At 73.4% G+C, this 26,172-nt stretch carries 23 protein-coding genes and 3 pseudogenes; 6 read left to right on the forward strand and 20 right to left on the reverse strand.

The features are described from left to right. Window positions 1-104 precede the first annotated feature (104 nt). The 5 genes from ACF1GV_RS29420 to ACF1GV_RS29440 form a co-directional block, all read right to left on the reverse strand. Entirely contained in the window at window positions 105-1,034 is a 930-nt protein-coding gene (locus tag ACF1GV_RS29420; RefSeq protein ID WP_391686301.1) for a hypothetical protein, read from the reverse strand. A gap of 14 nt (window positions 1,035-1,048) precedes the next feature. After that, the gene (locus ACF1GV_RS29425; protein WP_391686304.1) at window positions 1,049-1,813 is read right to left on the reverse strand and encodes a metallophosphoesterase; all 765 of its coding nucleotides are present in this window, start codon (window positions 1,811-1,813) and stop codon (window positions 1,049-1,051) included. Then, complete coding sequence (locus ACF1GV_RS29430; protein WP_363268434.1) at window positions 1,810-2,055, reverse strand: BON domain-containing protein; 246 nt, start codon at window positions 2,053-2,055, stop codon at window positions 1,810-1,812. The genes ACF1GV_RS29425 and ACF1GV_RS29430 overlap by 4 nt, the downstream gene beginning before the upstream one ends. Beyond that, on the reverse strand, window positions 2,052-2,726 hold the full coding sequence (locus ACF1GV_RS29435; RefSeq protein ID WP_391686307.1) for a hypothetical protein: 675 nt from the start codon (window positions 2,724-2,726) through the stop codon (window positions 2,052-2,054). Before ACF1GV_RS29435 ends, ACF1GV_RS29430 begins: the two co-directional genes overlap by 4 nt. Before the next feature lie 102 nt (window positions 2,727-2,828). Beyond that, on the reverse strand, window positions 2,829-4,292 hold the full coding sequence (locus tag ACF1GV_RS29440; protein WP_391686310.1) for an aminotransferase class I/II-fold pyridoxal phosphate-dependent enzyme: 1,464 nt from the start codon (window positions 4,290-4,292) through the stop codon (window positions 2,829-2,831). A gap of 162 nt (window positions 4,293-4,454) precedes the next feature. Here ACF1GV_RS29440 and ACF1GV_RS29445 point away from each other — a divergent pair, with 162 nt between their 5' ends. Continuing rightward, on the forward strand, window positions 4,455-5,744 hold the full coding sequence (locus ACF1GV_RS29445) for an amidohydrolase (RefSeq protein ID WP_391686313.1): 1,290 nt from the start codon (window positions 4,455-4,457) through the stop codon (window positions 5,742-5,744). Here the strand turns inward: ACF1GV_RS29445 and ACF1GV_RS29450 are convergent. Next, a complete protein-coding gene (locus ACF1GV_RS29450; RefSeq protein ID WP_391686316.1) occupies window positions 5,674-6,315 on the reverse strand; it encodes a class I SAM-dependent methyltransferase in 642 nt (213 codons plus the stop codon). The genes ACF1GV_RS29445 and ACF1GV_RS29450 overlap by 71 nt on opposite strands. 478 nt (window positions 6,316-6,793) lie before the next feature. Between ACF1GV_RS29450 and ACF1GV_RS29455 the strand changes: the two genes are divergently transcribed. Continuing rightward, a complete protein-coding gene (locus ACF1GV_RS29455; protein ID WP_391686319.1) occupies window positions 6,794-8,167 on the forward strand; it encodes an alpha-lytic protease prodomain-containing protein in 1,374 nt (457 codons plus the stop codon). Between the two features lie 79 nt (window positions 8,168-8,246). On the opposite strand, the gene ACF1GV_RS29460 is transcribed toward ACF1GV_RS29455, so the two are convergent. Next, complete coding sequence (locus tag ACF1GV_RS29460; RefSeq protein ID WP_391686322.1) at window positions 8,247-9,338, reverse strand: serine hydrolase domain-containing protein; 1,092 nt, start codon at window positions 9,336-9,338, stop codon at window positions 8,247-8,249. Then, the gene (locus tag ACF1GV_RS29465; RefSeq protein ID WP_391686325.1) at window positions 9,335-9,457 is read right to left on the reverse strand and encodes a hypothetical protein; all 123 of its coding nucleotides are present in this window, start codon (window positions 9,455-9,457) and stop codon (window positions 9,335-9,337) included. The genes ACF1GV_RS29460 and ACF1GV_RS29465 overlap by 4 nt, the downstream gene beginning before the upstream one ends. A gap of 650 nt (window positions 9,458-10,107) precedes the next feature. Here ACF1GV_RS29465 and ACF1GV_RS29470 point away from each other — a divergent pair. Further along, complete coding sequence (locus tag ACF1GV_RS29470) at window positions 10,108-10,374, forward strand: hypothetical protein (protein WP_391686461.1); 267 nt, start codon at window positions 10,108-10,110, stop codon at window positions 10,372-10,374. A gap of 161 nt (window positions 10,375-10,535) precedes the next feature. Beyond that, entirely contained in the window at window positions 10,536-10,709 is a 174-nt protein-coding gene (locus ACF1GV_RS29475; RefSeq protein ID WP_391686328.1) for a hypothetical protein, read from the forward strand. 7 nt (window positions 10,710-10,716) lie between these two features. Here ACF1GV_RS29475 and ACF1GV_RS29480 read toward each other — a convergent pair whose 3' ends face one another. Both ACF1GV_RS29480 and ACF1GV_RS29485 read right to left on the reverse strand, forming a co-directional pair. Next, on the reverse strand, window positions 10,717-12,072 hold the full coding sequence (locus ACF1GV_RS29480; protein WP_391686331.1) for a diacylglycerol/lipid kinase family protein: 1,356 nt from the start codon (window positions 12,070-12,072) through the stop codon (window positions 10,717-10,719). Between the two features lie 64 nt (window positions 12,073-12,136). Then, a complete protein-coding gene (locus ACF1GV_RS29485) occupies window positions 12,137-13,432 on the reverse strand; it encodes a phytase (RefSeq protein WP_391686334.1) in 1,296 nt (431 codons plus the stop codon). 192 nt (window positions 13,433-13,624) lie between these two features. Between ACF1GV_RS29485 and ACF1GV_RS29490 the strand changes: the two genes are divergently transcribed. Next, window positions 13,625-14,038: an SRPBCC family protein gene (locus ACF1GV_RS29490; protein ID WP_363268448.1), complete on the forward strand. Its 414-nt coding sequence runs from the start codon at window positions 13,625-13,627 to the stop codon at window positions 14,036-14,038. 8 nt (window positions 14,039-14,046) lie between these two features. Here ACF1GV_RS29490 and ACF1GV_RS29495 read toward each other — a convergent pair. The 8 genes and pseudogenes from ACF1GV_RS29495 to ACF1GV_RS29530 all read right to left on the reverse strand — a co-directional run. Continuing rightward, window positions 14,047-14,349 (reverse strand): annotated as a pseudogene (locus ACF1GV_RS29495) (lytic polysaccharide monooxygenase); the annotation flags it as partial. Between the two features lie 132 nt (window positions 14,350-14,481). Then, the gene (locus ACF1GV_RS29500) at window positions 14,482-15,618 is read right to left on the reverse strand and encodes a cellulose binding domain-containing protein (RefSeq protein WP_391686337.1); all 1,137 of its coding nucleotides are present in this window, start codon (window positions 15,616-15,618) and stop codon (window positions 14,482-14,484) included. A 238-nt stretch (window positions 15,619-15,856) separates the two neighbouring features. Next, entirely contained in the window at window positions 15,857-16,879 is a 1,023-nt protein-coding gene (locus ACF1GV_RS29505; protein WP_391686340.1) for a LacI family DNA-binding transcriptional regulator, read from the reverse strand. Window positions 16,880-17,053: 174 nt separating this feature from the next. Continuing rightward, on the reverse strand, window positions 17,054-19,321 hold the full coding sequence (locus ACF1GV_RS29510) for a catalase (RefSeq protein WP_391686343.1): 2,268 nt from the start codon (window positions 19,319-19,321) through the stop codon (window positions 17,054-17,056). Window positions 19,322-19,758: 437 nt separating this feature from the next. After that, window positions 19,759-20,223, reverse strand: a pseudogene (locus tag ACF1GV_RS29515) (SRPBCC family protein); the annotation flags it as partial. 80 nt (window positions 20,224-20,303) lie between these two features. Further along, a complete protein-coding gene (locus ACF1GV_RS29520) occupies window positions 20,304-21,056 on the reverse strand; it encodes a DedA family protein (protein ID WP_391686346.1) in 753 nt (250 codons plus the stop codon). After that, complete coding sequence (locus tag ACF1GV_RS29525; protein ID WP_391686348.1) at window positions 21,053-21,334, reverse strand: hypothetical protein; 282 nt, start codon at window positions 21,332-21,334, stop codon at window positions 21,053-21,055. The genes ACF1GV_RS29520 and ACF1GV_RS29525 overlap by 4 nt, the downstream gene beginning before the upstream one ends. A 92-nt stretch (window positions 21,335-21,426) precedes the next feature. Continuing rightward, window positions 21,427-22,371 carry a MerR family transcriptional regulator gene (locus tag ACF1GV_RS29530; RefSeq protein ID WP_391686464.1) on the reverse strand — a complete coding sequence of 315 codons (945 nt, stop codon included), beginning with the start codon at window positions 22,369-22,371 and terminating at the stop codon, window positions 21,427-21,429. Between the two features lie 61 nt (window positions 22,372-22,432). On the opposite strand from ACF1GV_RS29530, the gene ACF1GV_RS29535 reads away from it, so the two are divergent. After that, window positions 22,433-23,962, forward strand: a complete 1,530-nt coding sequence (locus ACF1GV_RS29535) for an alpha/beta fold hydrolase (protein WP_391686351.1) — start codon at window positions 22,433-22,435, stop codon at window positions 23,960-23,962. Window positions 23,963-24,063: 101 nt separating this feature from the next. On the opposite strand, the gene ACF1GV_RS29540 is transcribed toward ACF1GV_RS29535, so the two are convergent. Together ACF1GV_RS29540 and ACF1GV_RS29545 are read right to left on the reverse strand one after the other, a co-directional pair. Then, complete coding sequence (locus ACF1GV_RS29540) at window positions 24,064-24,930, reverse strand: SGNH/GDSL hydrolase family protein (protein WP_391686354.1); 867 nt, start codon at window positions 24,928-24,930, stop codon at window positions 24,064-24,066. A gap of 321 nt (window positions 24,931-25,251) precedes the next feature. Further along, a pseudogene (locus ACF1GV_RS29545) lies at window positions 25,252-25,923 on the reverse strand (PP2C family protein-serine/threonine phosphatase); the annotation flags it as partial. Window positions 25,924-26,172 lie beyond the last annotated feature (249 nt).

Genomic DNA, 26,172 nt, shown 5'->3' on the forward strand with positions numbered 1-26,172 from the left:
TGGGTGTGGACGGGCGTTCTCCTGTGGGAGGTGAGGGAATTGAATCCCATGGGGCGCCCGGCGGCAAGACATGGACACGACCGGCCCCACCCTGTCCTCGTGGGTCAGGTCTCGTCCGCGCCCCCCAGGTCCGCGAGTTTCGTCGCCGCCGTCATCGCGTGGCGCCGCGCGTCCCGCAGGCGGCGGTCCGCGGACCGGGCCTGCTCACGGGCCTCGCGTGCGCCGGTGTGCGCCTCACGCTGCTCCTGCTCGGCCTGCTTCAGGAGCTCACGCAGCTCGGTCACACGGCCGCGCAGTTCCTCCGCGTGTTGTTCGGCGGCGTCGGCCCGGGCGGCGATGTCCGTCGCCTCCTTCTCCGCCGCGCCCAGTTCCCCCTGCGCGGCCTCGGCCTCCTCGCGCGCCCGCTCGAGCCGGCGGCGCCGCTCCGCCTCCCGCTCCCTGTCCCGGCGGGCCGCCGCGGGCGTGCGTTTCGCCGTGGCCCCCTCCGTGGGCCGTGCCGTGGTCGGAGTCGCAGTCCCAGCTGGGGCCGTGGCCGCACGGCGTACCGCCTCCGGGCCGGCGGTGGGGAAACCGACCGGCTGCTCCAGCGCCTTGACCAGGTGACCTGTGGCCCACTCGCGTGCCGCGTCCGGGTCGGCGAGCACGGCGTGCAGGGTGGCCTCCACCTCGCGCTGGGCGCCGTCACCGATCGGATGCCCGGCGTCGGCGGTGAGCTGCCGCGCCTGCCGGGCCAGCGCCCCGACGAGCGAGTGCTGGCGGCGCGTCAGCTCACGCAACTGCCCGCCGTCCAGCTCGCGGTGCGCCTGCCGCAGACCCTCGCCGAGTTCCAGCAGGGGAGCGACGGCGTCGGGCCGCTCGCGCACCAGCAGATTGGCGGCCCACGCCGACAGGCTCGGGCGGCGCAGCCGGGCGATCCGGTCGGCCAGCGCACGGTCACCGGCCGTGCGGGCCGCCGCCGCGCGGGTGTTGCGGGCGGCGGTGAACTCCTCCGGCCGCAGCACGTACAGCTCGTCGGCGACGGTGTCCAGATCCACCGGCCCACCCGTCGTCAGCGCGCGGGCTCCGCCCCCGCGGCGGCCGGCACCCGGTCCGGCGCCTGCAGGTGGTAGACGTGGAACGCCCGCCCGATCACGGGCTGCGCGACATTGCGCACCCGCACCCCGCCGCTCGTCATCCCGTGCTCGGTGCCCGCGTGCGCGTGCCCGTGCACCGCCAGGTCGGCGCCCGTCTCGTCGATCGCCTCGGCCAGCAGATAGCTGCCGAGGAAGGGGTAGATCTCCAGCGGTTCGCCGGCGAGCGTGTCCGGTACCGGGGAGAAGTGGGTGAGCGCGATCCGCACGGCGCAGTCCTGCCCGGCGAGCCGCTCCAGCGCCCCGCGCAGTCCGTCGGCGCACCGGCGCGAGTAGCGCACGAACTCCTTCATCAGCGGTTCCCCGAACTCCCCGGCGTTGCGCCCGGCGAAGCCGCCGCCGAACCCCTTGGTGCCGGCCACGCCGATGCGGCCGGCGGGGCAGTCCAGCACGGTCTCCTCGCCCTCCAGGACGCGCGCGCCGCCGTCCTGCAGGATCGCCGTGACCTCTTCGGGCCGTTCGTCGTGGTGGTCGTGGTTGCCGAGCACGGCGACCACCGGGACGCCCAGACCGGCGATCTCCCGCGCCACCACGCGGGCCTCCTCCGGCGTGCCGTGCCGGGTCAGGTCACCGGCCAGCAACAGCACGTCGGCGCAGTCGGGCAGGGTCTCGAAAGCGGGCCGCAGCACGCCCTGGCTGTCGGGGCCCATGTGAATGTCTCCGACGGCTGCGATGCGGATCATGCCAGCTCCTCCGCCTGGTCGGGGGACGACGCCTCGGCGACGACGAGGTCGCAGTGGACCGTGAGGCCGCCCAGCGCCTCGGACACCAGGCGCCCGACCTCGTCGCGGCAGTGCGCGGACGGCACGGTTCCCGTCACCAGGACCGACTCGCCGTGAACGACGACCTGCACGCCCAGCTCGGCCAGCGTCCCCTCGGCGAGGCGCTCGCGCAGATGGGCGACGCGGTAGTCCATGGTGCTCATGGAAGCTCCTTCTGCGGGGTGATCACGTTCAGGCGTTCGAGGAGGAAGAGGAACGCCGCGGGCATCGGCTCCTCACCGCACTCCCGCCGCACCTGCTCCCAGTCGACCTTCTCGCGCAGGGCACGGGCGACGGGCAGGACCGCGCCGAAGTCGCAGTAGTGCTCGGAGAACGCGGAGACCAGGCTGGCGACGAGGTCCGTCGCCGACAGCACCGGCATGACGACCGACTCCACCGGGATCTCCTCGGCCCGGTCCAGCATCTCCGTCGTCACGGGGTGGTGCGCCAGCTCGAAGATGATGTCGATCGACTGGCCGAAGCACTCGGTCTTCAGCAGCCAGTCCTCCGGCGGGACGAGCACCTCCAGACCGCCCTCGCGCAGGGTGGCGGCGATCGAGTCCGCGTCGTCGGCGCGGACGCAGAAGTCCGCGTCGTGCTGGAGATTGGTGCCGGCGCCGTGCGCGTACGCGGCGACGCTGCCGGCGAGTGCGAACCGGTGGCCCTGCTGTTTGAGCAGCGCGCCCACCTGCTTGGTCGCCTCCAGGATGGCCTGGGTACGGTCCCGCGGCAGTTCCTGCGTCCCCGTGACCTCGGGCGGCAGCACCGTCGCGAACCGCAGGCCGGAGCTCGACGTGCGCCGGGCGGAGGCCGGGTCGTCACCGTGCTGCGTCATCACCACTCCCTTCGGCGCGACGGGGCGGGCCGGACCGGGCCGTCCCGGTCGTCGCGCCCCGTAGCGGATTCCAAGTACCCGGGGCACCGGCCCCGACACGGATCACGGCCGGGCCACCACCCTCAGGGTCTGCACCGTCGAGTCGGCGGCGTCCGGGATGAGCATCCCGTGCTCCACGCCGCTGCGCAGGTAGTCCAGCACCTCGTCGGTGATGACCTCACCGGGCGCGATCACCGGCACACCCGGCGGGTACGGGCTGACCATCTCCGCGCTGATCCGTCCCGCGGCCCGTTCGGCGGGCACGTGCTCGACGGGCGCGAAGAACGCCTCGCGGGGCAGCATCGCCTGCTCCAGCTCCAGCGTGGACGGTGCCGGCAGCCGCACTGCCGGCTGCCGCTCGATGGTGTCGGCCTTCTCGACCAGCGCCCGCAGCGCGTCCAGCAGGACCCGCTCGGTGGTGTCGTCGTCGGCGTGCGTGATCGAGGCGCTGATCCGGCAGGTGTCGGAGCCGCCCATGTCCACGTGCCGGTTCGCGCGCAGCCACTCGTTGGCCTGCATGCCGCTGATGCCGAGCTCCCGCACATCGATCACGATCTTGAGCGGGTCGAAGGCCGCGGCCAGCCCTTCCTCGACGATCTCCTGGCCCATGACCCGCAGCCCCGGCAGTTCGTCGGCCGCCTCCCGGATCCGCCGAGCGCGGTGCAGCGCGGCGTCCAGCAGCTCGTGCCCCTGCTCCACCATCTGGCGCCGCCAGCCGTCCAGCGTCGCGAACACCAGGGTCGAGGCGCTGGTGGTGCCCAGCAGGTCCTCGCGCTGCTTGAGCGCCTCACCGGAGATCCGGTCGTACTGCAGGTGGAAAACGGAACTCTGCTCGATGGCCCCGCCCATCTTGTGCACGCTGGTCAGGACCAGATCGGCCTCGGCGTTCATGCCCCAGGCGGGCAGCCCGGGATGAAACGGCAGATGCGCGCCCCACGCCTCGTCCACGATGAGCGGCACGTCGAACTCGTGGCACACCCGGGCCACGCCCGCGATGTCGGCGCAAGAACCCCAGTCGGTCGGGGTGATCAGCAGCATCCCCTTGGCGTCCGGATGCTCGCGCAGCTTCCTGCGTACGTCGTCGGGCTCCGGCGGATGGGCCACGTGCCGCTCGGTGTCGAACTTCGGGTGCACCCAGATCGGCTCGACCCCGTTGACGACGACGGCCGCCACCACCGACTTGTGGGCGTTGCGGGAGATCAGCAGCTTCTCGCCGGGGCCCGCGGCGGCGAGCATGGCGGTCTTCACCGACAGGGAGCTGCCGCAGGTGGAGAAGAACGCCTCCGTCGCGCCCACCGCGTCCGCCATGAGTTCCTGCGCCTGGCCGATGACGCCCTGCGACTGACGGCGGTCGTCCAGCCCGTTGAGGCTGAGCACGTCGGAGCGGAAGACGTCCATCCCGACGACGTCCACCACCCGTGGATCCGCGCCCCGGCCCTGTTTGTGGCCCGGCGGGCCGTAGGCGATGTCGCCACGGCGCCGGAACTCCTGCAATGCCTCAAGGACGGGGGCACGCGAGTGGTCCATTGTTCCTCCCGGTCGCACGGGTCACCGGCCGCCGGCCGGACGGCCGCGCCGAGCGGCCGTACCCACCGTGTTGCACCGCCACGGCGAGTGAAACTCCGAGGGTGTCAGGGCCGCGGACCCTGGAACCCGTCCCGCCACGACCACCGGCCCCCGAAAGGACGTGTGACTGTGACACCGGACGGCGTCCACGACACCCTGCGCGCCGACGTGGCCGGCCGGGCCGACGCCTTGTGGGACGTCGCCCTGCGCCTGCACGCCGAGCCCGAGTTCGCGTTCGCCGAACACCGGGCCGCCGAACTGCTCACCGGTGAGCTCGAGCGCGCCGGGCTGACCGTGCGGCGGGAGGTGGCGGGCATGCCGACCGCGTTCACCGCCCGCTCCGGCCACGGCAGGCCGACCGTGGCCCTGCTCCTGGAGTATGACGCCCTGCCCGGTCTCGGCCACGCATGCGGCCACAACCTGATCGCCGCGGCAGGCCTGGGCGCCGCGCTCGCCCTGCACACGGTGCTGGGTGGCGCGCACGGCAGCGTGCTCGCCGTCGGCACTCCGGCCGAGGAGGGCGGCGGCGGCAAGGCCCGGGAGGTGGAGGCCGGCGTGTTCGACGAGGTCGACGCCGCGCTGATGTTCCATCCGGGGGTGTACGACTGGGTGCGCGCCCCACTGACGGCGCAGGTGCAGTACCGGGTCGGCTTCCACGGGCGCGCGGCCCATCCCACGGGCAACCCGACCGAGGGGATCGACGCGCTGGCCGCGCTGATCGAACTGTTCAACGTGGTGCACGCGCTCGCGCGGCGCCTGCCGCCGGCCTCGCATGTGCAGGGCATCGTCACGCACGGCGGCACCGCCACCAACATCGTCCCCGAGTACGCCGAGGGACGGTTCGGGCTGCGCGCGGCCACCACCGCCGAACTGGACGCGCTGATCGGCCGGTTGCGCGAGTGTGCCGAGGGGGTCGCGCGGGCCACGGGCACCAGGGCGGAGGTGGAGCGGGTCACGGTCCGCTACGACCACTTCCAGGACAGCGAGGTCCTCTCCGAGCGGTTCGCCGCCCATGTCTCGCGGGCCGGCATCAGGCTGACGCCGCCCGTCCCCGGCGTCCAGCTGGGCTCGTCGGACATCGGCAACGTCAGCACCCGGGTCCCCGCCATCCACCCCTTCGTCGCGATCATGGACGCGGACGGCTCCGACCACACCCCCGAGTTCGCCCGGGCGGCCGCCTCGCCCCGGGCCCGCGCGGTGCTGACCGCCGCCGCGCAGGCCCTCGCGTGCACGGCGGCGGACGTCCTGCTCGACGCCGACCTGCGGGCGTCCGCGTGGGCACGGCACCGGGAGGGCGACGGCAGTCGGCCGCCAGCGCGGCGGCCGTACGACCAGACGGGTGTCAGCCCTCCGCCTTCGAGCAGTACAGGAACAGATGCGGCTCCGGCGTGGCCGAGGCGTGCGCCGGGGTGAACTCCCGGCCGTGGCGCGCCAGGAGGGTCAGGCCCGCCGAACGGGCGAGCGCGGCGAAGTCCTCGGCGCCGAAGCTGGTCGCACGCACCGGCTGCCCCATGAAGTCGATCGGCAGGTTCTCCACGTCCGCGGGGACCGTGGCGAGCACCATGGTGCCGCCGGGGCGCAGTGCGCGCGCCAGCCTGCCGACGACGCCGGTCTGTTCCTGCCGTGACATCTGCAGCAGCGAGAAGTACACGCACACAGCGTCGAACGCGGCGTCCTCCAGCGGCAGTTCGCGGATGTCGGCGTGGCGGAAACGCGCGCCGGGGACCTGTCGGGAGGCGAGGGACACCATGACGGGGGAGACGTCGACGCCCAGCACGTCGTGGCCCGCTCCGGCCAGCGCGGCAGCGGTGGGCCGGCCGGTGCCGCTGCCCACGTCCAGCACGCGGCTGCCCGGCGCCAGACGCCCGAGCAGCCAGTCGAGCGACGCGAGATGGGCCGGGGAGGCGGCGAACGCCTTCTCGTAATCCGCGCCCAGCGCGTCGAACGCCACCGCCGCCGGTGGCCGTTCCTCGATATCGCTCACGGTGCCTCCTGCCTGTGCTGCCGGATCTGCCGGGTGCGCACCGGATCTGCCCACCCCTGCCGGACCCTACGCGTGGCCACCCGGCGAACACAGACCTTCGCCCTCCGCCCGGCTCAGGGTGCCGCGCCGAACGCGGTGCTCACCATCGACCTGGTCCACGGCACCGGCGCCCAGACGGAGGACAGCCGGCTGCGCTCCCTGGACACCGCGCCGCGTCGGCGTGGCGGCCCGAGGAGCTCCAGCTCTGCCCGCTTCCCCTACGGGCGGCGCGCGCTCGAACGCGTTCCGGCGCAGCCCAGGCGACACGGGCCGGTGTCGCGCGGTAGGCCCCTGCGCCCTACTGCACTTGACCCACTTGCGTCCCCCATCGCGGGAAACAGCTGCGCCGGGGCCATGCGACGCGGACATCGCGGCAAAGCCTGGCTCCACGACATCCGACGTCTCATACCCCTCGCCCGAGCCCAAGGAGGCCCTTCGTATGGTCGGCAGACACACCGCGCGCACCGGCCGCGCCGCCCTGGTGGCGGCCGGCGCCCTCGCCCTGGCGGCGGTCCACCCCGCCGCGGGCGCCACCCCGCCGCCCGCCCCCGGTCCCGTCCCGTCCGCGGCGCAGACGCTCGGAGCGGACCGGCCCTCGGCGGCGATGCTGCAGGCACTCCAGCGCGACCTGAAACTGACCTCCGCTCAGGCCACGACGCGACTGGTGAACGAGGCCGAGGCCGGTACCCGGGCGGGCCGGCTGCGCAACGCCCTCGGCGCGCACTTCGCCGGCGCCTGGGTCAACGGCACGACCGCGGCCCAGCTGACGGTCGCCACCACGCGTTCCTTGGACGCCTCCGCCATCCGCGCCCAGGGTGCCAAGGCCGTCGTCGTCAAGACATCGCTGAGCGACCTGCGGGCGGTCAAGGACAAGCTGGACAAGGCCGCCCTGCGGGCGAAGGCCGTGGCCACGCCGGTGCGGTACGTCGACGTGCGCACCAATCGCGTCGTCGTCCAGGCCACGACCCGTCAGGCCGGCAACGCCCTGGTCAAGGCCGCGGGCGTGCCCGCCGAGCGGGTGGCCGTGCGGGTGTCGAAGGAACGGCCCCGCCCGCTGGCGGACATCGTCGGCGGCGACGCCTACCACATCAACAACGAATTCCGCTGCTCCATCGGCTTCTCCGTCACCAAGGGCGAGCAGAACGGCTTCGCCTCGGCGGGCCACTGCGGCAAGCCCGGTGACAACACCACCGACCCCAACGGGGGGGAGCAGGGCACCTTCCAGGCCTCCACCTTCCCCGGCAAGGACATGTCCTGGGTGGGGGTCACCAGCGGCTGGACCGTCACCCCCACGGTGCGCGGTGCAGGCGGAGCGACGGTGAACGTCGCCGGTTCCGTCGAGGCGCTGGTGGGGGCCTCCGTGTGCCGTTCCGGCTCGACGACCGGCTGGCACTGCGGCACGATCCAGGAGCAGAACGCCACCGTCACCTACGAGGAGGGCACCGTCAACGGCCTGACCCGGACCACGGTGTGCGCCGAACCCGGCGACTCCGGCGGCCCCTACCTGGCCGGCGCGCAGGCGCAGGGCACGACCTCCGGCGGCTCGGGCGACTGCACGAGCGGCGGCACCACGTTCTTCCAGCCGATCAACCCGACGCTGAGCGACTTCGGGCTGACCCTGGTGACCGCCACGGCCCAGAACAACGCGCCCCTGCCGCAGGACACGGCGGCGGACGCGTGGGCCACGGGCCGGGTGTACGAGACCGGCGCGACGGTGACGTTCGGCAACGTGCGCTACCAGTGCCTGCAGTCCCACCAGGCGCAGGGTGCCTGGGCGCCGGAGAGCACCCCGGCGCTGTGGCAGCGCGTGTGAGCGACGCCTGACCGGTGCGGCACCCCGGCTTCGGCCGGGGTGCCGCACCATCGCCGGGCTCGCGTCCGGTCGCGGGGGCTCAGATCTCGTCGTCGGCCAGCAGCGCGTACGCCGTCGCCACGAACGGGTCGCCGGAGCGGAACCGGCGGGTGCACACGGCCGCCAGCGCGGTGCCGGTGTCCGGCCGGAACCCCAGGAATGCCTGCTGGCCCAGCGTGGCGCCGCCGTGGAAGTACATCGGCCCGCCGTGCGTCGGATGCCGGAACCAGGTGAGGGTGTGCGTGTGCCGGTGGCCCAGCCCCCGGCGCAGCACCGGCACCCGGACCGCTTCCAGCGCGGCGCTCAGCGGAGAGCCGGCCGGGTCGAGGTGGGCCTCCAGGAAGGTGAGCAGGTCGTGCGGGGCGGCCCGGACGGCCCCGGCCGCCTGGAACCCGCCGGGGTCGAACGCCGGGACGAGCGTCCAGGCGTCCTTGGTGTACCCGACGGCGTCGGTGTCCGGGGAGCCGGCCCGCAGCGCGGTGTCGTGCAGTGCGAGCGGGCCCAGCACGTGCGCGCCGACCAGGTCCTCCCACGACGCCCCGGTGGCCGCCGCGAGGGCGTGGCCGAGCACGGCGACGCCGAAGTCGGAGTAGTGCCAGCGGCTGCCGGACCGGTGCCGGGGCCGGGCGCGCAGAAACGCCTCGACGACCCGCTCCGCCGGGTAGCGGGCGTAGGGCTGGGTGCGCCAGGCGGGCAGCGCGCGCGGGAAGAAGTCGCGCGGCAGGGCGGGCAGTCCCGAGGTGTGCGTGATCAGGTGCGCCAGGGTGATCCCGCCGGTGTGCGTCGCCCGGCCGGGTGCCAGGCAGGCGGCGGCCGGTTCGTTGCCGGTGAGCGCGCCGCGCTGGATCAGCTCGGCCAGGAGGAGCCCCGTGAAGGTCTTCGAGGCGGAACCGATCTCGTAACGGAGCTCTTCGCGGGCGGTGGGGCCGGTGCGGTGGCCGCCGCTGTGGACGACCCGGTGACCGTTGCGGGAGAGGGCGAACACGGCGTCGGGCGCGTCGACGGCGTCGACGGCGGCCGCGAGCCGCTCGCGGACACGGTCCTCGTCGCCGGGTACGGCACGACGCGCACCGGCAGGGGACTCGTCCACGGCCGCCACATCGGGCCAGCGCGTGCGGTGTTCGCCGTTCATGACGCGGGGGCCGGTTCGGACAGGGACCGGGACAGGGCCAGCGTGGAGGCGCACGCGGCGACCGCTTCCTCGAGTTCGACGTCGACGAGTTCGTCGATCAGGCGGTCGGTGGAAGGCATATGACCATGTCCCTGTGGGTTGAGCGGACAGCCGCCTCACTGGTTCACCCGTTGTGGGCCGATGATGCAGAAAATACCATAAATGCCTTTTCGTCACTTCGGGGCGTCCGGGCCTGGCGCAGTTCCCCTGTGGCGGCTGACGGACGCCAGCCGGCGGCTGTACTTCCATCAGGCGACCGTGACCGGTTGACGCCGGTCCCGGCGTCAACGACCCCTGCATCCTGGACTGTTGGGGCCGGTGGCGGAATGCCCGCATGCCGATACCCGAGGCCACGGCGAGGGTGCCCGGGGATACTTCCCTGGTCGCCCGCGTCCTGACCCGGGCCTTCGACGGCGACCCGATGATGCGCTGGTTCTTCACCCACGCCGCAGTCCGCGCCCGGCAGTTGGCCGAGTACTTCACCATCCTGTTCACCCGGCAGTACGGCCTGCACGGCGTGTGCGAGCGCACCGACGCGGCAGTGGCCTTCTGGGTGCCCGCCGAGGCCCGCGACAAGGTGCCCCAGTCGATCGTGCTGCGGGTGGTGAACGACGCGCCGCAGGCGAGGCGGCCCCGGCCGCGCGCCCGCCGCCGCACGGCGGCGAACTCGTGCGGCCGGGGCGGGGCGGCCGTACCCGCCGTTGTCAGTGGCGGATGCGAGGCTGTGACCATGGACGAGACGGAGTTCATGAAAGGCCGCGTGTACGGCGCCGACCACGAGGACGCCTCGCCCCGCCCGGGCCGCGTCTACGCCGAACTGGTGGGCGGCCCGCTGGACGGGCTGCTGCTGGACGTCACAGACGGGCCGCCTCGCCCGGCGGCCGGGAGCGTGGTCCTGCCCACCGAGATAGGCCGCCACGGCCCCGGGGGCCGTGCGCTGTACGCGCCCCGCGCCTTGGACCCGAGCCGCTTCGACTGGCAGGGCGACATCCCCTGACCCGGCTCACCGACCGGCGGACCGCTACTGTCCGTGTCCTCAGGGGCGGTGTTGAGCCGACTTTCCAGTACCGCCAGTAACATGATCACCTTGTCTCCGGGTGCACCGTACAGTCAATTCCGGCGCTGTCTGAAGCACGCGCCCTCATCCGGAGATTTGTCATGCCCTCTGAGAATGCGGCCCTCGAAGAAGCCCGCGCGACCTACCAGCAGCACATGCAGACGTGCCGTCAGTGCCACGCCGACCGAGCCGCCTGCGCCGTCGCGAAACACCTGATGCGGATCTACAACAACGCCCGTCGGCAGCACAACGGCCCCGCGACGCCCGAGCGGTGACACGGCGTCAGCCGCGCGCCCGCCGCGGCACGGCCGTCCGGCCCACCGACGCGGCGAGCTTGCGCACCCGCCGCCAGTTCATCCGGGGCGGCGGCTCGGGCACCCCGGGGCGCTGCCGGGGCACCCGCACCCGCAGCGCGCGGCGAGCGATGCGGCAGTGCACCGGGGCGGTCAGCAGATGCGCCTCCCCGTCGATGCCGACCTCGATCACCGGCTGGTCCGCGTCCACGACCACCTCGCGCGCCGCAGCGATCGTGAGCCCGGCCGACTGCGGGTCCAGCAGCAGCGCCGCCGCCTCCACCGCGCTGTCGACCCGGACGCCCAGCACGCCGAGCGTCCCCGTGTCCAGCCGGTCCCGCCGGCCGAGTCCGAGCGGATCGCCTGTGCGGTAGGGGTTGTTGCTCACCAGCACCGCGTGCGGATCGTGCAGCGCCGAGGCCTCGGCCGGGGCCCCTCGCAGGCGGGCCGTGAGCCGCGGACCGTCCTGGCGGGTCAGCAGATCCGGCAGCATGTCCAGCGCGGTGCCCACCTTGTCGCCCCGGTAGGCCGGGTTCTGGATGACCGAGGCGTAGGCACCGAACGAGGCGTTGTTCACGAACGGGTGCCCGGCCGCGAAGCCCAGGTCCACACGCAACTCCACCCCGTCGACCAGGGCGTCCAGACCGGCGGCCGGGTCCTCCCGGTCCAGCCCGAGATCCATGGCGAAGTGGTTGCGGGTGCCCGCGCTGATCACCAGGAACGGCAGTCCGTGCTCGGCGGCCACCGCCGCCACCAGCGCCTGCGTGCCGTCGCCGCCGGCCGCGCCCAGCAGGTCCGCGCCGCGCCGGACGGCCGCCTGCGCCAGCGCGGTGACGTCCTGCTCCTCGGCCGGGTCCAGCAGGACCACCTCGGCGCCGAGGGCCTCAGCCTTCTCCTTCAGGCCGAAGCGCCCCACCTTGCCGTCCCCGGAACGCGGGTTCATGATCAGGAACGGCCGTCGTGGCGGCGAGACGGCCCGTTCGCGCATCCGGGGGGCGTGCTCGCCGGTGCTGCGCAGGGCGTACCGGCCGCACCACACGGCCACGCCCCACAGCGCCGGGGAGACGACGAGCGCCCACAGGAACGTCACCGCGAACAGCGCGACGACCGCCGCGGGCGTGACCACGGCCAGCACCGCCGCCGCCACCCGGGCCGGGCCCCGCCGGGACAGCGCCCACCACAGGGCGGCCGCGGTCACCCCCAGCCCGGCCGTGCCGGCCAGCATGAGCAGCAGCCCCGTGACACCGCCGACGAGGACGGGCAGAGTGACGGCGGCCACGGCCGCCGCCAGGGACGCCCGCGCGGCCCACCGCTGTGCCCAGGGGACATGTCCGCCGAAGTCCACGCCGCCCGCCTCCTCCCACGCCCGCGCTCATCGTAGGCGCCGCGGCGCACGGGGCCCACGCGGGTCAGTCGTCCAGGGCGTCCAGCACGTCGCCGAGGTCGACCAACTTGAAGTTCGTCGCCGCCCGGTCGCCGTCGCCGGGGGCGTCGTGGCCGTCCTGCACGACCAGCAGGCCGTGCGGGAAGCGGCGGCCGAGCGGCTGGTTCAGCGCCGCCGCCCCGTCGCACTCCTCGGAGCCGTCCGGTCCGGCCGAGGCGGGCGCGACGCGGAAGCCGCCCTCGTACTCGTTGTCCTCGCCCACCTCGCGGTCGTAGGCGGCGAAGGTGTTGTCGCCCTGGCTGGAAGCCAGCAGATATCCGTCGCCGTCCGCCTCGGAGACGAGAGTGAGCCCCTCGACGTCGGCCGTCAGCCGGTTGCCGCCGTAGCCCGGGTCGCGACCCGGGACGCACTCCTCGGCGGCCTCGTCATAGGTGGCGGCCACGCCGTACTCGCGGACCTTGTCGACCAGGACCGGTGCGCCGGTCAGGTCGGCGCGCAGCCGCCAGATACCGACGTCCTCCTGCCCGGCGTACAGCGTGCCGTTCGCCGGGTCCACGACCATGCCCTCGACCTGCGGCAGCTCGCCCGGCTCGGCGCACGGGGACCACGACGTGCCGTCCGGCAGCCGGAAGGCCGACGGCAGGTTCAGGGTGCGCACGGTCCGGTATCCGACGCGTCCGGTCGCCGTCGGGGTCAGCTCCAGCAGGGCGAGCGTGGTGCGCTCGCGCCGGCTGACCAGGGCGTAGGAACGGCCCGAGGACGCATCGGTCCAGGTGGCCAGGCCGTAGGCGGTGCGCTGCTCGTTGATCTCGGCCTGGTCGGCGGAGAACACCGGCGGGGCCGCCGGGTCGGTGACGTCGGTGAGGGGACCGTTCGGCGCGGCGGGGTCGATGCGGTAGACGCGCAACCGGTCGTTGCCGCGGTCGGTGGTCACCGCGAAGTCGCCCCTCGTGCCGGCCAGCCGCATGCCGTGCACCAGATCGACGTTGTTGAAACGGCCGGGCGCGTCGCCCGCGTGCGCCGGGGCCGGCGCCGGGACGGACTGCACGACCCGCGCGCTCAGGTCGTACACCCGCAGTCCGCCCTGCTTGGCGGTGGCGACGACCAGGCTGCGGTCGGGGTCGGCGGCGTTGCGCCAGATGGCGGGGTCGTCGGCGTCGGCCTTCCCACCGGCCGCGTCGTCGTACAGGGCGGGTGTCTCCAGCCGGGGATGGACGGCCGGCAGGTCCGCGTCGTCGGCCGCGGCCGGTATGGCGGTCGCGAGCGCCAGGGCGGCCGCGACGACGCACGCGCCGACGGCGCCCGATCGGATGCTCTTCACGCACACTCCTTGGTCGGGGGAGGGCAAAACGATGTTGATCTTGCGGACGTCACCGGTCGCGGCGGCGGCCGAGCGCCGACGCCGCGGTGACCGGGACGCAAACTTCGCGTGCCGTGCGCGGGACGGCTTGGATCACGTCAGGAGGGGCACGCGGTACGAGGCTTAGCTACCGACCCGAGGAACGGTGCAGCGATGAGCGAGTACGAGCGTTCGCGCACGATGCCGGCGCAGCCCGAGCACGTCTTCGACCAGGCCGCTCAGGTGGACCAGCTGGACGCCTGGCTGCCGCAGGCCCTGCATGTGCGGGCCGAGGACCTGCCGGCCGTCACCGTGCACGAGGACCGCGGCGACCACGACACGGCCGCCGTCCTCAAGCCCCGGCCCGAGCAGATGCGCCTGGAGTGGGGCACCCGCGACCAGGGCGGTTACGCCGGCTGGCTCCAGGTCGCCGGGATGGGCAGCGGGGCCAGCGAGGTGACCGTGCACCTGTCGTTCTTCGACGAGGACCACGACCCCGGCGAGCAGCGGGTGCAGGAGGCTCTGGACGCCAGCCTGCAGCGGCTGGAGCAGCAGGTCAGGCTGCGCGAGGACAGCGCGGCCGGCTGACGTCACCGTAGGGTGCCGTCCGGGACGTAACCGGCGCCCCGGCCACCGGCGTTGGAGTCCAGCACGGCGAACCAGTTGTACAGGGCGGTCGCTCCGCTGCCCGCCAGGGCGTCCTCGCAGGCGGGGTTCGTGGGGTCCAGCCCACAGGTGGCGCTACGGGAGTCGAGGTAGCACAGGTGGGTGCGGGAGCCGGGCAGCATGGCCACCCCGTGGGCCTGGGCGGTGCCCTGGCCGAGGAGGGTCAGGCCGAGTGCCGCGAGCAGGGTGGCGAAGGCGGCCGCCACCGACAGGAGTCTGCTGCGTCGTGCCATGGGTGTCTGCTCCTTCCGTACGGTCCGGTGGAGTCCCCGCCCGCCCGGGTGGTCGGCGCCGGGCGGGCGGGGAGGTCCGTAGGGGTGGTGCGCCGGGGCCGGCGGCTCGTCCGGGGCCGCCGGCCACGCGGGTCACGCGACGGTGCAGGGCGTGCCGTTGAGACTGAACGCGGACGGCTTGGCGAAGGTGCCGGCGTAGGTGCCCTGGAACCCGAAGGTCTGGGTGCCGCCGGGCGCGAGATGCGCGTTGTGGGTGAGGCTGCTCGCCGTGACGGCCCCGGAGGCAGGGGAGACGGCGGCGTTCCAGGCGTTGGTGATCCGCTGCCCCGAGGGCAGGGCGAACGCCAGGTTCCAGCCGTCCACCGGGGCGGACCCGGTGTTGGCGACGGTGACGTCGGCGGTGAAACCACCCGTCCATACGTCGGTCGCGTAACCCACCTTGCAGGCGGCCGAGGTGCCGGGGTCGCCCGAGCCGCCGCCGGAGGTGTCGACGGTGGAGGAGAAGGAGGTCACGGCGAGACCGGCCCCGTTCTGCCAGGGCTCGAAGCCGGCCTGCACGCTCGTCAGATACCAGTCGTCCCGCGCGAGCCCGCGCGCCACGGCCTGCCGGACGAAGTCCATCACGTCGAAGCTCCAGCTGCCGATCGCCGACGGAGCGACGAAGGACAGCACGTCGTTGGAGCCGTTGTTGCCGGCCCACACCTGCCAGCCGCGCCCGGCGACGGTGGCGCTGCCGACCGGGGAACCGACGGGCTGGACGGAGCCGACCTTGTCGAACCAGACCATGATCTCGGTCCGGTTCACCCCGTCGGTGCGCGGGGTGGGGTCGAGCCAGATGTCGTACGCCGCGTCGTAGACAGCGTTGCTCACGTAGCTGTAGGAGATCGAGGTCGGGGCCGCGGCGATGGTGCCGAGCCGGGCGGGGAGTTCGGTGCCGGGGGAGCAGACGGTGTAGTGACAGCCGTCGAAGATCGACGGATACGACTTGGGGGCACCGTTGGTGGGCACCGAGCCGTCGGCCCGGTCGATCCGGAAGCCGGTGCTGGTGGCGGTGACGCACTGGGCGTCGCTGGTGCCCCAGCGGTTGTTCTGGACGACGTACCGGCCTTGGACGGTGGTCGTGCCGAAGGGTTCGCAGATCGCGGTGTCGGCGGCTGCCGACGGCGCCGAGGCCAGCAGCGCTGCCAGGGTGCCCAGTGCGGTGAGGAGCGTCAGGAGAGCTCCGAGCAGGCCGCGGTGGGTGGGGGAGCGGCGCGGTAAGGATGGCATGGGGGGACCTCTTCGCGGAGGCGGAAAGGGACGGAGGGCGGGAGCGATCCCACATGATGGGAGCGCTCCCAATGAGCGGCTCGCTGGGGACTGTAGGGATGGGGGCATGCTCGTGACAAGATGCTGAACGCCGTGGGTACCGAAGGATCTTCGAATCCCCGGGTGGCCCGCGCGGGGACGAAAGCGGCGCTGAGCCTTCGGGAGCGCTCCCGAAGGCTCAGCCCTCGCCTCGGCCGGATCACGCCGATCGGCGCAGCACCAGCTCCGTACGGAGGATCACGTGCCGCCAGGCCACGGCCGGTTCCTCCATCTCCTCCAGCAGCAGACGCACGAGCGTGCGCCCGATCTCCGCCAACGGCTGCCGCACCGTGGTCAGTTGCGGGTCGGTGGCGGTGGCCAGCGCGAAGTCGTCGAAGCCGATGACCGCCACGTCCTCGGGCACCCGGCGTCCGGCGGCGCGCAGCGCACCGACCGCGCCCGCCGCCGTGGTGTCGGAGGCGGCGAGGACAGCGTCGACCTCCGGGTGCCGCCGCAGCAGTTCGGCCATCGCCCGGCGCCCGCTGTCCTCGGTGAAGTCGCCCTCCACGACCCACGAGTCGTCGGCGACGACGCCCGCTCGTGCCAGGGCCTCGCGGTAACCGTGCAGCCGGCACTGCGCGACATACATGTCGAGTGGCCCGGTGATGGTGGCGACGGCCCGGCGACCGCCGCGCAACAGGTGCGCCACGGCGTCCCGGGCGCCGCCGGCGTTGTCCACGTCTACATAGGTGACCCGCTCGTCACCGGAGCGACGCCCCAGCAGCACGGTGGGCAGGCCCGACTCGGCCAGCATGTCGGGCAGCGGGTCGTCGGCGTGCACGGACATCAGCAGCGCCCCGTCCACCCGGCCGCCGCGGGCGAACTCCACGAACCTGCGCCGCTCGGAGTCGGTGCGGATCAGGGTGAGCAGCAGCTGCAGGTTCGTGTCGGACAGGGCGTCGCCGATGGCCCGCACGGTCTCGTTGAAGAACGGTTCCCCGAACTGCCGCCAGTCCCGCTCGGTCATGGCCAGGGCGACGGCGTCCGCGCGCCGTCCGGCCAGGGAACGCGCGGCGAGATTGGGCACGTAGCCGAGCTCGGCGATGGCCCGCTCCACGGCCCGTCGCGTCGAGTCCCGAACCCCCGCCGCGTTGTTGATGACGCGTGACACGGTGCCGCGCCCCACGCCCGCGCGTGCGGCCACCTCTTCCAGCGTCGGCGTGCCGGGGCTCCGTCTGCCCATGACCACCTCCCCCAAGAGATCACCGATAGTACGGCCCCGCACGCGCCGCCGACCGGGTTCGCCCAGCCGTGCGCCGCGCAGGCACGAGGGCCGTGCGCGCACGAGGGCCGCATGCAGCGCGGACGCTGCAAACACGGCCCTCGATCGGTACGCCAGGACGCTCCTCGGTACGGCTCACACCTCGCCGGTGAACCGTTCCCACACCCGGTGGGCGCCCAGCAGGCGGGTGACCTCGCTCAGCGCCGCCGTGGCGCTGTCGGCGCGGATCACGCCGGGGGCTTCGGCGGGCACACCGGCCGCCTGCAGTACCCCTTCCGCGCCGTCCCACACGGCGATGGCCTTGCCGTGCCGGAAGGCCTCCGACAGCAGCAGCGCCACCCTCGGGTCGCAGGAGCCCTGCGGTACGGTCGCGGGCGCGCCCTTGGCATCCCGGGCGCCGTAGGCGTCGTCGCCCACCCCGGGGGCTCCGGCCACCAGGACCGCGTCGAACTCCACGGAACGGGCGGTGGCGTAGCTGCGCTGCACCGTCACGGCGCCGTCGCCGTCGCCGAGGACGCCGCCCGTCGGGGCGACGACCAGCGGGACCATGCCGCCCTCCAGCACCGCCTCGCGCACGGCGCGCACCCCGGCCAGGTCGCCGTCGCGCCCGGTGACGATCCCGACGATGCGGCCGTCCGTCGGCCAGGTCTGCCCGATCTGGGACAGCGCCGGACTCGGCTCGACGTCGGCGAGCGGCACGGTCGGCTTGGGCTCGGGCAGCCCGAGACCGGCGGCGACGCCCGCGCACAGCTCGGGGTCGATGTTGGCCAGCACCTGCAACGCCCGTTCCTTGACAGCCTGTTCGTAGCACTTGCCGAGTTCGAAGGTGTACGCGCCGATGATGTGCTCGCGCTCCACCGGGCTCATGCTCAGCCAGAACCGGCGCGGCTGGCTGAAGTGGTCGTCGAACGACTGCGGCGCCTGGCGCACCTTCGTCGCCTCCGGCACCCGCACGGGCGTCTCGACGTAGGCGCCCGTGTCCGCGCCGGCGGCGAACGGGCAGCCCCCGTCGACGGAGTTGGGCCGGTAGGGCGCCGCCCCGCGGTGCACGGCGGTCTGGTGCATGCCGTCGCGCAGCATGTCGTTGACCGGCGCGTGCGGACGGTTGATCGGCACCTGCGGGAAGTTGGGGCCGCCCAGCCGGGTGATCTGCGTATCCAGGTAGGAAAACAGGCGCCCGGAGAGCAGCGGGTCGTCGGTGATGTCGATGCCGGGCACGAGATGACCCGGGTGGAAGGCGACCTGCTCGGTCTCGGCGAAGAAGTTCGACGGATTGCGGTTGAGGGTGAGCAGCCCGATCGGCTGCACCGGGGCCAGCTCCTCCGGCACCAGGTTCGTCGGGTCGAGCAGGTCGATGCCCTCGAAGGTCTGCTCGGGGGTGTCCGGGAACGTCTGGATGCCCAGCTCCCACTCCGGGTAGGCGCCGGCCTCGATCGCGTCGGCCAGGTCGCGCCGGTGGAAGTCCGGGTCGACGCCGTTGGCGATCTGCGCCTCCTCCCAGACCAGGGAGTGCACGCCCAGCTTCGGCTTCCAGTGGAACTTCACCAGGGTGGTCTTCCCGTCGGCGTTCACCAGCCGGAAGGTGTGGACGCCGAATCCCTCCATCGTCCGGTACGAACGCGGGATGCCCCGGTCCGACATGTTCCACAGGGTGTGGTGGGTGGCCTCGGTGTGCAGGGTGACGAAGTCCCAGAAGGTGTCGTGGGCGCTCTGCGCCTGCGGGATCTCCCGGTCCGGGTGCGGCTTGGCGGCGTGGACGACGTCCGGGAACTTGATCGCGTCCTGGATGAAGAAGACGGGGATGTTGTTGCCGACCAGGTCGAAGACGCCCTCGCCGGTGTAGAACTTCGTCGCGAAACCCCGGGTGTCGCGCACGGTGTCCGACGAACCGCGTGAGCCCAGGACGGTGGAGAAGCGCACGAACACCGGCGTCTCGGCGTCCTTGGCGAGAAAGGCGGCCTTGGTCACCGGCGCGGCGGTGCCGTAGCCGCGGAAGATGCCGTGCGCCGCGGCGCCGCGCGCGTGCACCACCCGCTCCGGGATGCGCTCGTGGTCGAAGTGCATCACCTTTTCGCGCAGATGATGGTCCTGCAGCAGCACCGGCCCGCGCGGCCCGGCCTTCAGGGAGTGGTCCGTGTCGTACAGCCGGGCGCCCTGCGCGGTGGTGAGACAGGCCCCCTGCTGGGCCATCGCCGCCTGGTCGGCGCCGGTGGGAACGCCGGTGGGGGAGTACGTGTCGGGGCCGGTCTGGTCCGGCTTCGGGGGCAGCGGCTCGCGCGCCTCGGTGGGCTCCTCGACGGCCGGCGGTTCGGGTCCCGGGCGGCCGGGGATGCCGTCGGAGGGTCCGGTGTCACCGCCGAGGACCTTCTCGGCCGCCTTCTTCAACGGGTTGCTTTCGCTCATGTGTGATCCCTTGTCTCCGGCCGGGCCGCCGCGTGGCAGGGCCGGGCTGCCCTACGGGTGGATGACCGTCCGCCGCGCCGCCCGCACACCGCGGCGCGACCCCGGGCGCGCGGCGCCGGTCCGCGCCGATCCGGCCGGGTGCACGGCGCGGACGGTCCGGCGGCGGAGCCGGACTCCGCCGCCGGACCGGGGCGATGCTTGATCGGCGCGGCAACGTCACGACGCCCCTTCGGGGGGGCGCAAGCACTGCCAACGTCCCACGGCACGGGGCGCCGCGCACCGGGCGCGCGGCGGCCGGGTGAACCGGCGTACGTCCCGTGCGCCGATGGTCAGAGAGGAGTGCCGCCAGGCGTGCCGCCTGTGCCGGGCATGCCGCCCGTACCGCCGGGCATCCCGCCCGTACCGCCGGGCATCCCGCCCGTACCGCCGGGCATCCCGCCGGTGTCGCCCGGCGCGATGCGGCCGCGCCACGACCCGGACTCGGCGCCGCGCTCCTCGACGTACTGCTTGAAGCGCTTCATGTCGCCCTTGACGCGGCGGTCGATCGTGCCCACCAGGTCCGCCACCTTCTCGACCGCGCTGCTGGGCTCGACCTCCATCACCAGCTCCACGCGCGTGTGCGTGTCGTCCACACGCTGGAAGCGGACACTGCCCTTCTGGTCGGTGTCGCCGCTGGTCGTGCGCCAGGTGATGCGCTCGTCAGGGAGCTGGTCGACGATCTCGGTGTCGAACTCGCGCGTGACGCCGCCGATCTTCGTGGTCCAGTGGTTGTGGCGGTCGTCCAGCTGCCTGACCTCCTCGACGCCCTCCATGAAGCGCGGAAACTCCTCGAACTGCGTCCACTGGTTGTACGCGGTGTGGACCGGGACGCCGACCTCGACGGTTTCCTTGACCGTGCTCATCTTCGTTCCTCCGTGTTCATGGCGTGACGGATCGGTACGACGTGCGGGTACCCGACCGGCCGGGATCTCCACCTACGACCTCAGTCGTCTTCCTGGACCGGGGATTCGGAGGCCGGGAACTCGGCCTCGGGGGACCGCTCCGGTGCGTCCTCGGCCGGCGCCTTCCGGACCGCGGAGGTGTCCCGGACATGCCGCGGAGCACGCGTGTGTGCCCGCGCGCGCCGGGCCCGCAGCGCCTCCCACAGCAGGGGCAGCAGGGACACCACGACGACCGCGGCGACCGTCGGGATCAGATAGGCCTCGACGTGCGCCACCGACGTGCCCAGCAGATAGCCGGCGAGCACCAGGGACTGGGTCCACAGCAGGCCGCCGACGGTCTGCCACAGCGTGAAGGTTCGCACCGGGACGTCGAGCGCGCCGGCCACCGGATGCAGCACGGTCCGCAGCATCGGCACGAAACGGCCGAGCACCAGCGCCTTGCCGTAGCCGTAGCGGGCGAGGAACCGTTCCGCCCGGCCGGCGCCTTCCCGCAGCCGCTTGCTCGAGGGGCGTGCGAGCAGCGCTTTTCCGCCGTGCCGCCCCAGCAGGTAGCCGACCTGCCCGCCGGCCACGGCCCCCACCGCCCCGCACAGCAGCACCTGCCACAGCTCGAGCCGCGCCCCGTTTCCCGAACTGTCCGCGCACAGCACACCGGCCGGGAAGAGCAGGGTGTCCCCGGGCAGGAAGAAGCCGAAGACCAGCAGCCCCGACTCCGCGAAGATCACCACCAGGACGCCGAGCGCGCCGAAGGCGGCCAGCACCGAGGCGCTGTCCGTCGGGTTGACGGCGATCACGGCGTTCGCCTCCCTGCACGTCGGTCCGATCCTCCTCGGGCGACCGCACCGGCCGCACTCACCAGCATCGCGTGAACCTGGCCGACAGGCATGGGCGGCGACCGGTGCGGAGGCCGGTCGCCGCCCAGGGGGAGGCGCGGGAGCGGGGTCCACGGCTCGTCGACGACGAGGGCCGGGGTGCCGGCCGTGAGGATCTCGCCGCGGAAGAACGCGGGGCTGCGGCGGCGCATCACCAGCATGATCACCACGCCGAGCAGCAGCAGGCCGACGCCGATCACGAAGACGGAGCCAAAAGGCGACTAGCACTCGCGTGGCGGTGCGGGAACTGTGCACCCGCCAGGAATTTCCGGTTCCATTTCTTCCGTGTGATCTACGCCGCTCCGGCGTTGTCCGCGTCCAGTGCCGCCCGCAGCCAGCCGTCCGCAGCTCCCGGAGTCGGCTCCGGCAGGCCGCCCGGGGGCGAGATCACCACGGCCGTCAGCTCCCAGTAACGGTCCAGGCGCGGCTCGGATCCGAGCAGACCGGCCAGCCGCCGACGGAAGTCCCGGGTGTCCCGTGTGCCGTAGGCGCTCGCGTACGCCGCCACATAGGCGTCCAGCGCCTCACCGGGCCGTGGCGTCCGCTCCCGGCGCAGCTGCGGACCGGCCAGCTCGTACGCCTCGGCGAGCCCCGCGTACAGCTCCGCCGCCCCGCCGGGACCGGCCACCCGGTGCACCTGCGGCCGGGGCTGTGCGCCGGCCGGGCAGGGGCTGCTGGTCATCGCGTGCAACCGGGCGAAGGCGAGCACCTGCTCCGGAGCCGGCTCGGCGGGCGGTTGCGGGACCGCCAGCTCCAGGAACGCGGCCGTCGCCCGGGCCGGCATCCGCGCCGGCAGCCAGCCGCGCCAGAATCTGGCCAGCGAGTCCGTGCTCGGCGGGCCGGCCACCGCACCGAGCAGCCGCAGCCGGTCGGCCCGCTCCCCGGGTGCGCACTCCTGCACCAGCCGCAGCGCCGCTTCCCGCCAGCGCAACGCCCGCAGCTCGGAACCGAGATCGCGCAGCCGCCCGGCGACGGCGTCCTCCAGCGCCGGGCCGGCCGCGTCCTCGTCGTCGAGGATCCGGCGCACCTGGGGCAGCGGCAGGTCCAGGGCGCGCAGGGAGCGGATGAGCCGCAGCCTCTCCAGCGCCTCGGGACCGTACCGGCGGTGCCCGCCGCCGCTGCGACGGGCCTGCGGCAACAGACCCTGGTCGGAGTAGAAGCGGACGGTCTTCACGGTGACGGCCGCACGCTCGGCGAGCTCACCGATGCTCCACAGGCCCTCATGCGATGCGGACAGTTGAACCTCCCCCAAGAGGAGTTCCTACGGTACCGGTCGTCACACAGGCAAGGAGATGATCATGACGGTGTTCCTCATGGTGGCGGGCGCGTTCACCGGCGCCCAGGTATGGCAGGGGACGGCCGCGCGGCTGGCCGAGGCGGGTGCCGAGGCGCGTGCGGTGCCCCTCACCGGACTCGACGCGGACCGCCCGGCGGCGGGAGATCGCGTCGATCTGGAGACACACATCGCGGACGTGCTCGCGGCGATCGACGCGGTGGACCCGGCGGGCGGACGGAAGATCGTGCTCGTCGGCCACGACTACGGCATCCATCCGGTGCTCGGCGCCGCCGACCGGCGCCCGGAGCGCATCGACCGCATCGTCCACCTGGACGCCGGGATGCCGCAGAACGGCGTCCCGGCCCTGGCCGCCGTCCCGGACCAGGAACTGCGCGCCCGTCTGGCCGAAGGGGCTCAAAACGGGGAAACAAGCGGTGAGTTGGCACCCCCTGCGAACCGTGAGCAGTGGCAGCGCTGGGGGAGTACCGCCGGTGTCCCCGACGCGGCGCTGGACCGGCTGACCGCGCTGGCCGCCCCGCAGCCGCTCGCCACCCTGCTCCAGCCGCTGCGGCTGACGGGCGCGGTGGCCGCCGTGCCCACCAGCGGCATCCTGTGCACCGGCAACGGCGTCAGCATCGACATGGTGCAACGGCTCGCCGACTTCGGCGACCCGGCCCTTCAGGCTCTCGCCGACCCCCGGGTGTCGTTCTTCGAACTGCCCACCGGCCACTGGCCGATGCTGTCGAGCCCCGCCGAACTGTCCGAGGCCCTGCTGGGCGCGGCAGCCGGTGAGGGCCGCCGCCTGCGACCGGCCGGCACCTGTGAACCGCCTGCCCATCTGCGCCCGTTCCCGCTTCAGGTGCCCGAACTGCCCCGGGAGACGAAGCAGAACGTCGACCTGTACGTCCCCGACGCCGACGGCCCGCGCCCGGCCGTGGTGTTCGTGCACGGTGGTCCGGTGCCCGCCGGATCGCGACCCACCCCGCGCGAGTGGCCGACCATGGTCGGGCACGCCCGCCTGGCCGCCGCCGAGGGCATGGTGGGCGTGACCCTGGACCACCGGCTGCACGACGTGGGCGACTACGAGCGCGCCGCCGCCGATGTCACCGCCGCGGTGGATCTCGTGCGGGCCGATCCCCGGGTGGACGCCGACCGGATCGCCCTGTGGTTCTTCTCCGGCGGCGGCCTGCTCACCGCACCCTGGCTGGCCGCGCCCCCCTCATGGCTGCGCTGCCTGGCCGCTTCCTACCCGATCCTGGCGCCGCTGCCCAACTGGGGCCTGGCCGACGCCCGGTTCCAGCCGGTCCCCGCGGTCGCGCAGGCGGGCGCCCTGCCGCTCGTCCTCGTGCGCGCCGGGCTGGAGACACCGGAGATCGCGGCCACCGTCGAGGAGTTCGTGACGGCGGCCAAGGACTGCGGGGCTGCCCTGGAACTGATCGACGTGCCCGGCGGCCACCACGGCTTCGAGAGCCTCGACCCGCCGGAGGAGATCCGTCCGGCCCTGCGGCAAGCGATGCGTGCGGTGGTGAGCCGCCTGACCGACAGGGCCTAGCCGCGTCCTGGCCGGGCGTGCCGCACACGCCCCCGTCGAGGCGGCGATGCCGACCTGCGGATGATCGTCGCATCGCCGCCCCGCGGCGGCCGGGCGCCGGGTCAGCCGAGTCCGAGGTCGCTCATCGTGCGTTCGGCCATGCGACGTTCGCCGAGCGCGTTGGGGTGGACCGGCACGATGTTCTGCCCGAACAGCAGCGGCTCGATCCACCGTGTCCCGGGGGCCTGGCACGCGTCGTGGCCCTCTGACGCCTCGCCGAAGTCGACGTAGGCGGCCCCGGTCTCCTGGGCGGCGCGTGCCACGACGGCGTTGAGATGGGCCTGGATCGCGCGCAGGTAGGGCACATCGCCCGCGGCCAGGGGGAGGGTGACGAAGCACGACGCCTCGAACGTACGGGGGACGATCCACGGATACCCGAGGGCCGCCACGCGCGCGTGGGGGGCCTTCGCGCGCACGCCGGCCAGCGCGGCCTTGAGCGCCGGGTAGGTGTTCGCCTCGATCTGGTCGTCGAAGGACGTGCCGTACTTGTCCTTGCAGGGGCTGCCCTTGCCGCCGCTGAGGACCCCGGCCGTGCCACAGGACACGACGGCGTTGATGAAGGTGTTGTTGTCGTTGCCGCCGATCGTCAGCGTCACCAGGTCGGTGTCCGCGCCGACGGCGTCGAGCTGCGGGGCCGTGCCCGGGTACTGCGCCTGGGTGAAGTCCTTGGTCTGGGCGCCGCCGCAGGTCACGTCCGTCAGGCGGGCACCCGCCCGGTTCGCCAGGACGTGCGGGTAGTTGGCCGTGGACCGCAGGCACAGCAGGTTCGTGGGGTCGACGGGCAGGACCCCCGATCCGGCGCTGTAACTGTCGCCGAGGGCCACGTAGTCGAGCGGAGCCGTGGTCGCGTGGGCGGGAGCCCCGGTGAAGCTCAGGGCCACGGCCGCGACTGTCGCGGTCATGACATGACTCAGGGCATGCTTCGGCATGTGCTCTCTCTTTCTCGGAAGGCGCACGCGCGACCGCGGACACGGCCGTGCCCGTGCGGCGTGCAGGGGAGCGAGAAATGCGCGGCTCGAGCAGAAGGAAGGTGCCTACGGCCGTGTCGTGAGCGTGGGGGGCGCACGGCGACGGCCGGGGAGGACCGCCCGCAGGGTTACTGCGCGGTTCTACCGATAGGTAATGTGCAGCCGGTGAGACATCGAGTCAACAAGCCTGACGAAAGTTCTTGAAACGCTGACCACCGTCGCCCGCGCGTGGGTTCGTGAGCAGAGGTTCGCGAGCAAAGGGGCCGGAAGGCTCGCGGACGGTTACGTCACCGTCGGCGGCGGCTGCCACTCGAACATCAGGATGGTCGCGTCGTCCCGCAGGCGGCGGGCCTGTCCGTCGAGGATCGAGTGGATCAGACGCCGCAGCGTCTCCGCGGCCAGCTCCCCGGAGGCGGTGGCCCGGATGACGTAGTCGGCGAACCGCTGGAGTCCGAACAGCTCCCCGTCCGGAGTCCGCGCCTCCGTGACCCCGTCGGTGTAGAGGAGCACCCGGTCGCCGGGTTACAAGGCGATTTCGTGTGTGTGCCGTTCCCGGGTGGACAACAGCCGTGCCAGCCCCAGCGGCGGGTCCGACTCGCGTTCCAGGGCGTCGACGAGCAGCCGGTTGTCACGGATCAGCAGCGGCGCGGGATGGCCGCAGTTGCTCCAGCGCAGCACGCCGGTGGCCAGGTCCGGCTCGGCCACGACGGCGGTGCAGAACTGCTCCGGCAGCCAGGTCGCCAGCGCGCTGTCGACGCTGTGGACCAGCTCGGGCAGGTCGAGCCCGCAACGGCGGGCGTTGCGGCAGGCTGCCAGGGACACGGCGCTGGTCAGCCCGGAGGCGAGGTTGTGCCCCAGCGAGTCCAGCACCGTGGCGTGCAACGTCGTCCCGGTGAGCGCGTGGTCGAAGGCGTCGCCGCCGATCTCGTGGGCGGGTTCCAGGACGGCCGTGGAGTTGGCCGGATCGGCCAGGAACTCCTCCAGCAGCTCGTCGCCGGTCTCTGGCGTATCACCACCCGCGCTCCCCTCGTCGTGCCCGCGCTGGGCCGTCACCGCTCAGCAGTCTCACACCGCCCGCGGCGGGCGCAGGACGGGAGGGGCCGTATGGAGGCGTCCAGTGCCGGCACCTTCGCCTGTGGCCTCGTGGTTCGACCTTGCCGTCCCACTTGTTGTTGGACAATCCATTGTCTTATCAAAGATTGT

This window comes from Streptomyces sp. NPDC014006 (assembly GCF_043088925.1).
Lineage (GTDB): Bacteria > Actinomycetota > Actinomycetes > Streptomycetales > Streptomycetaceae > Streptomyces.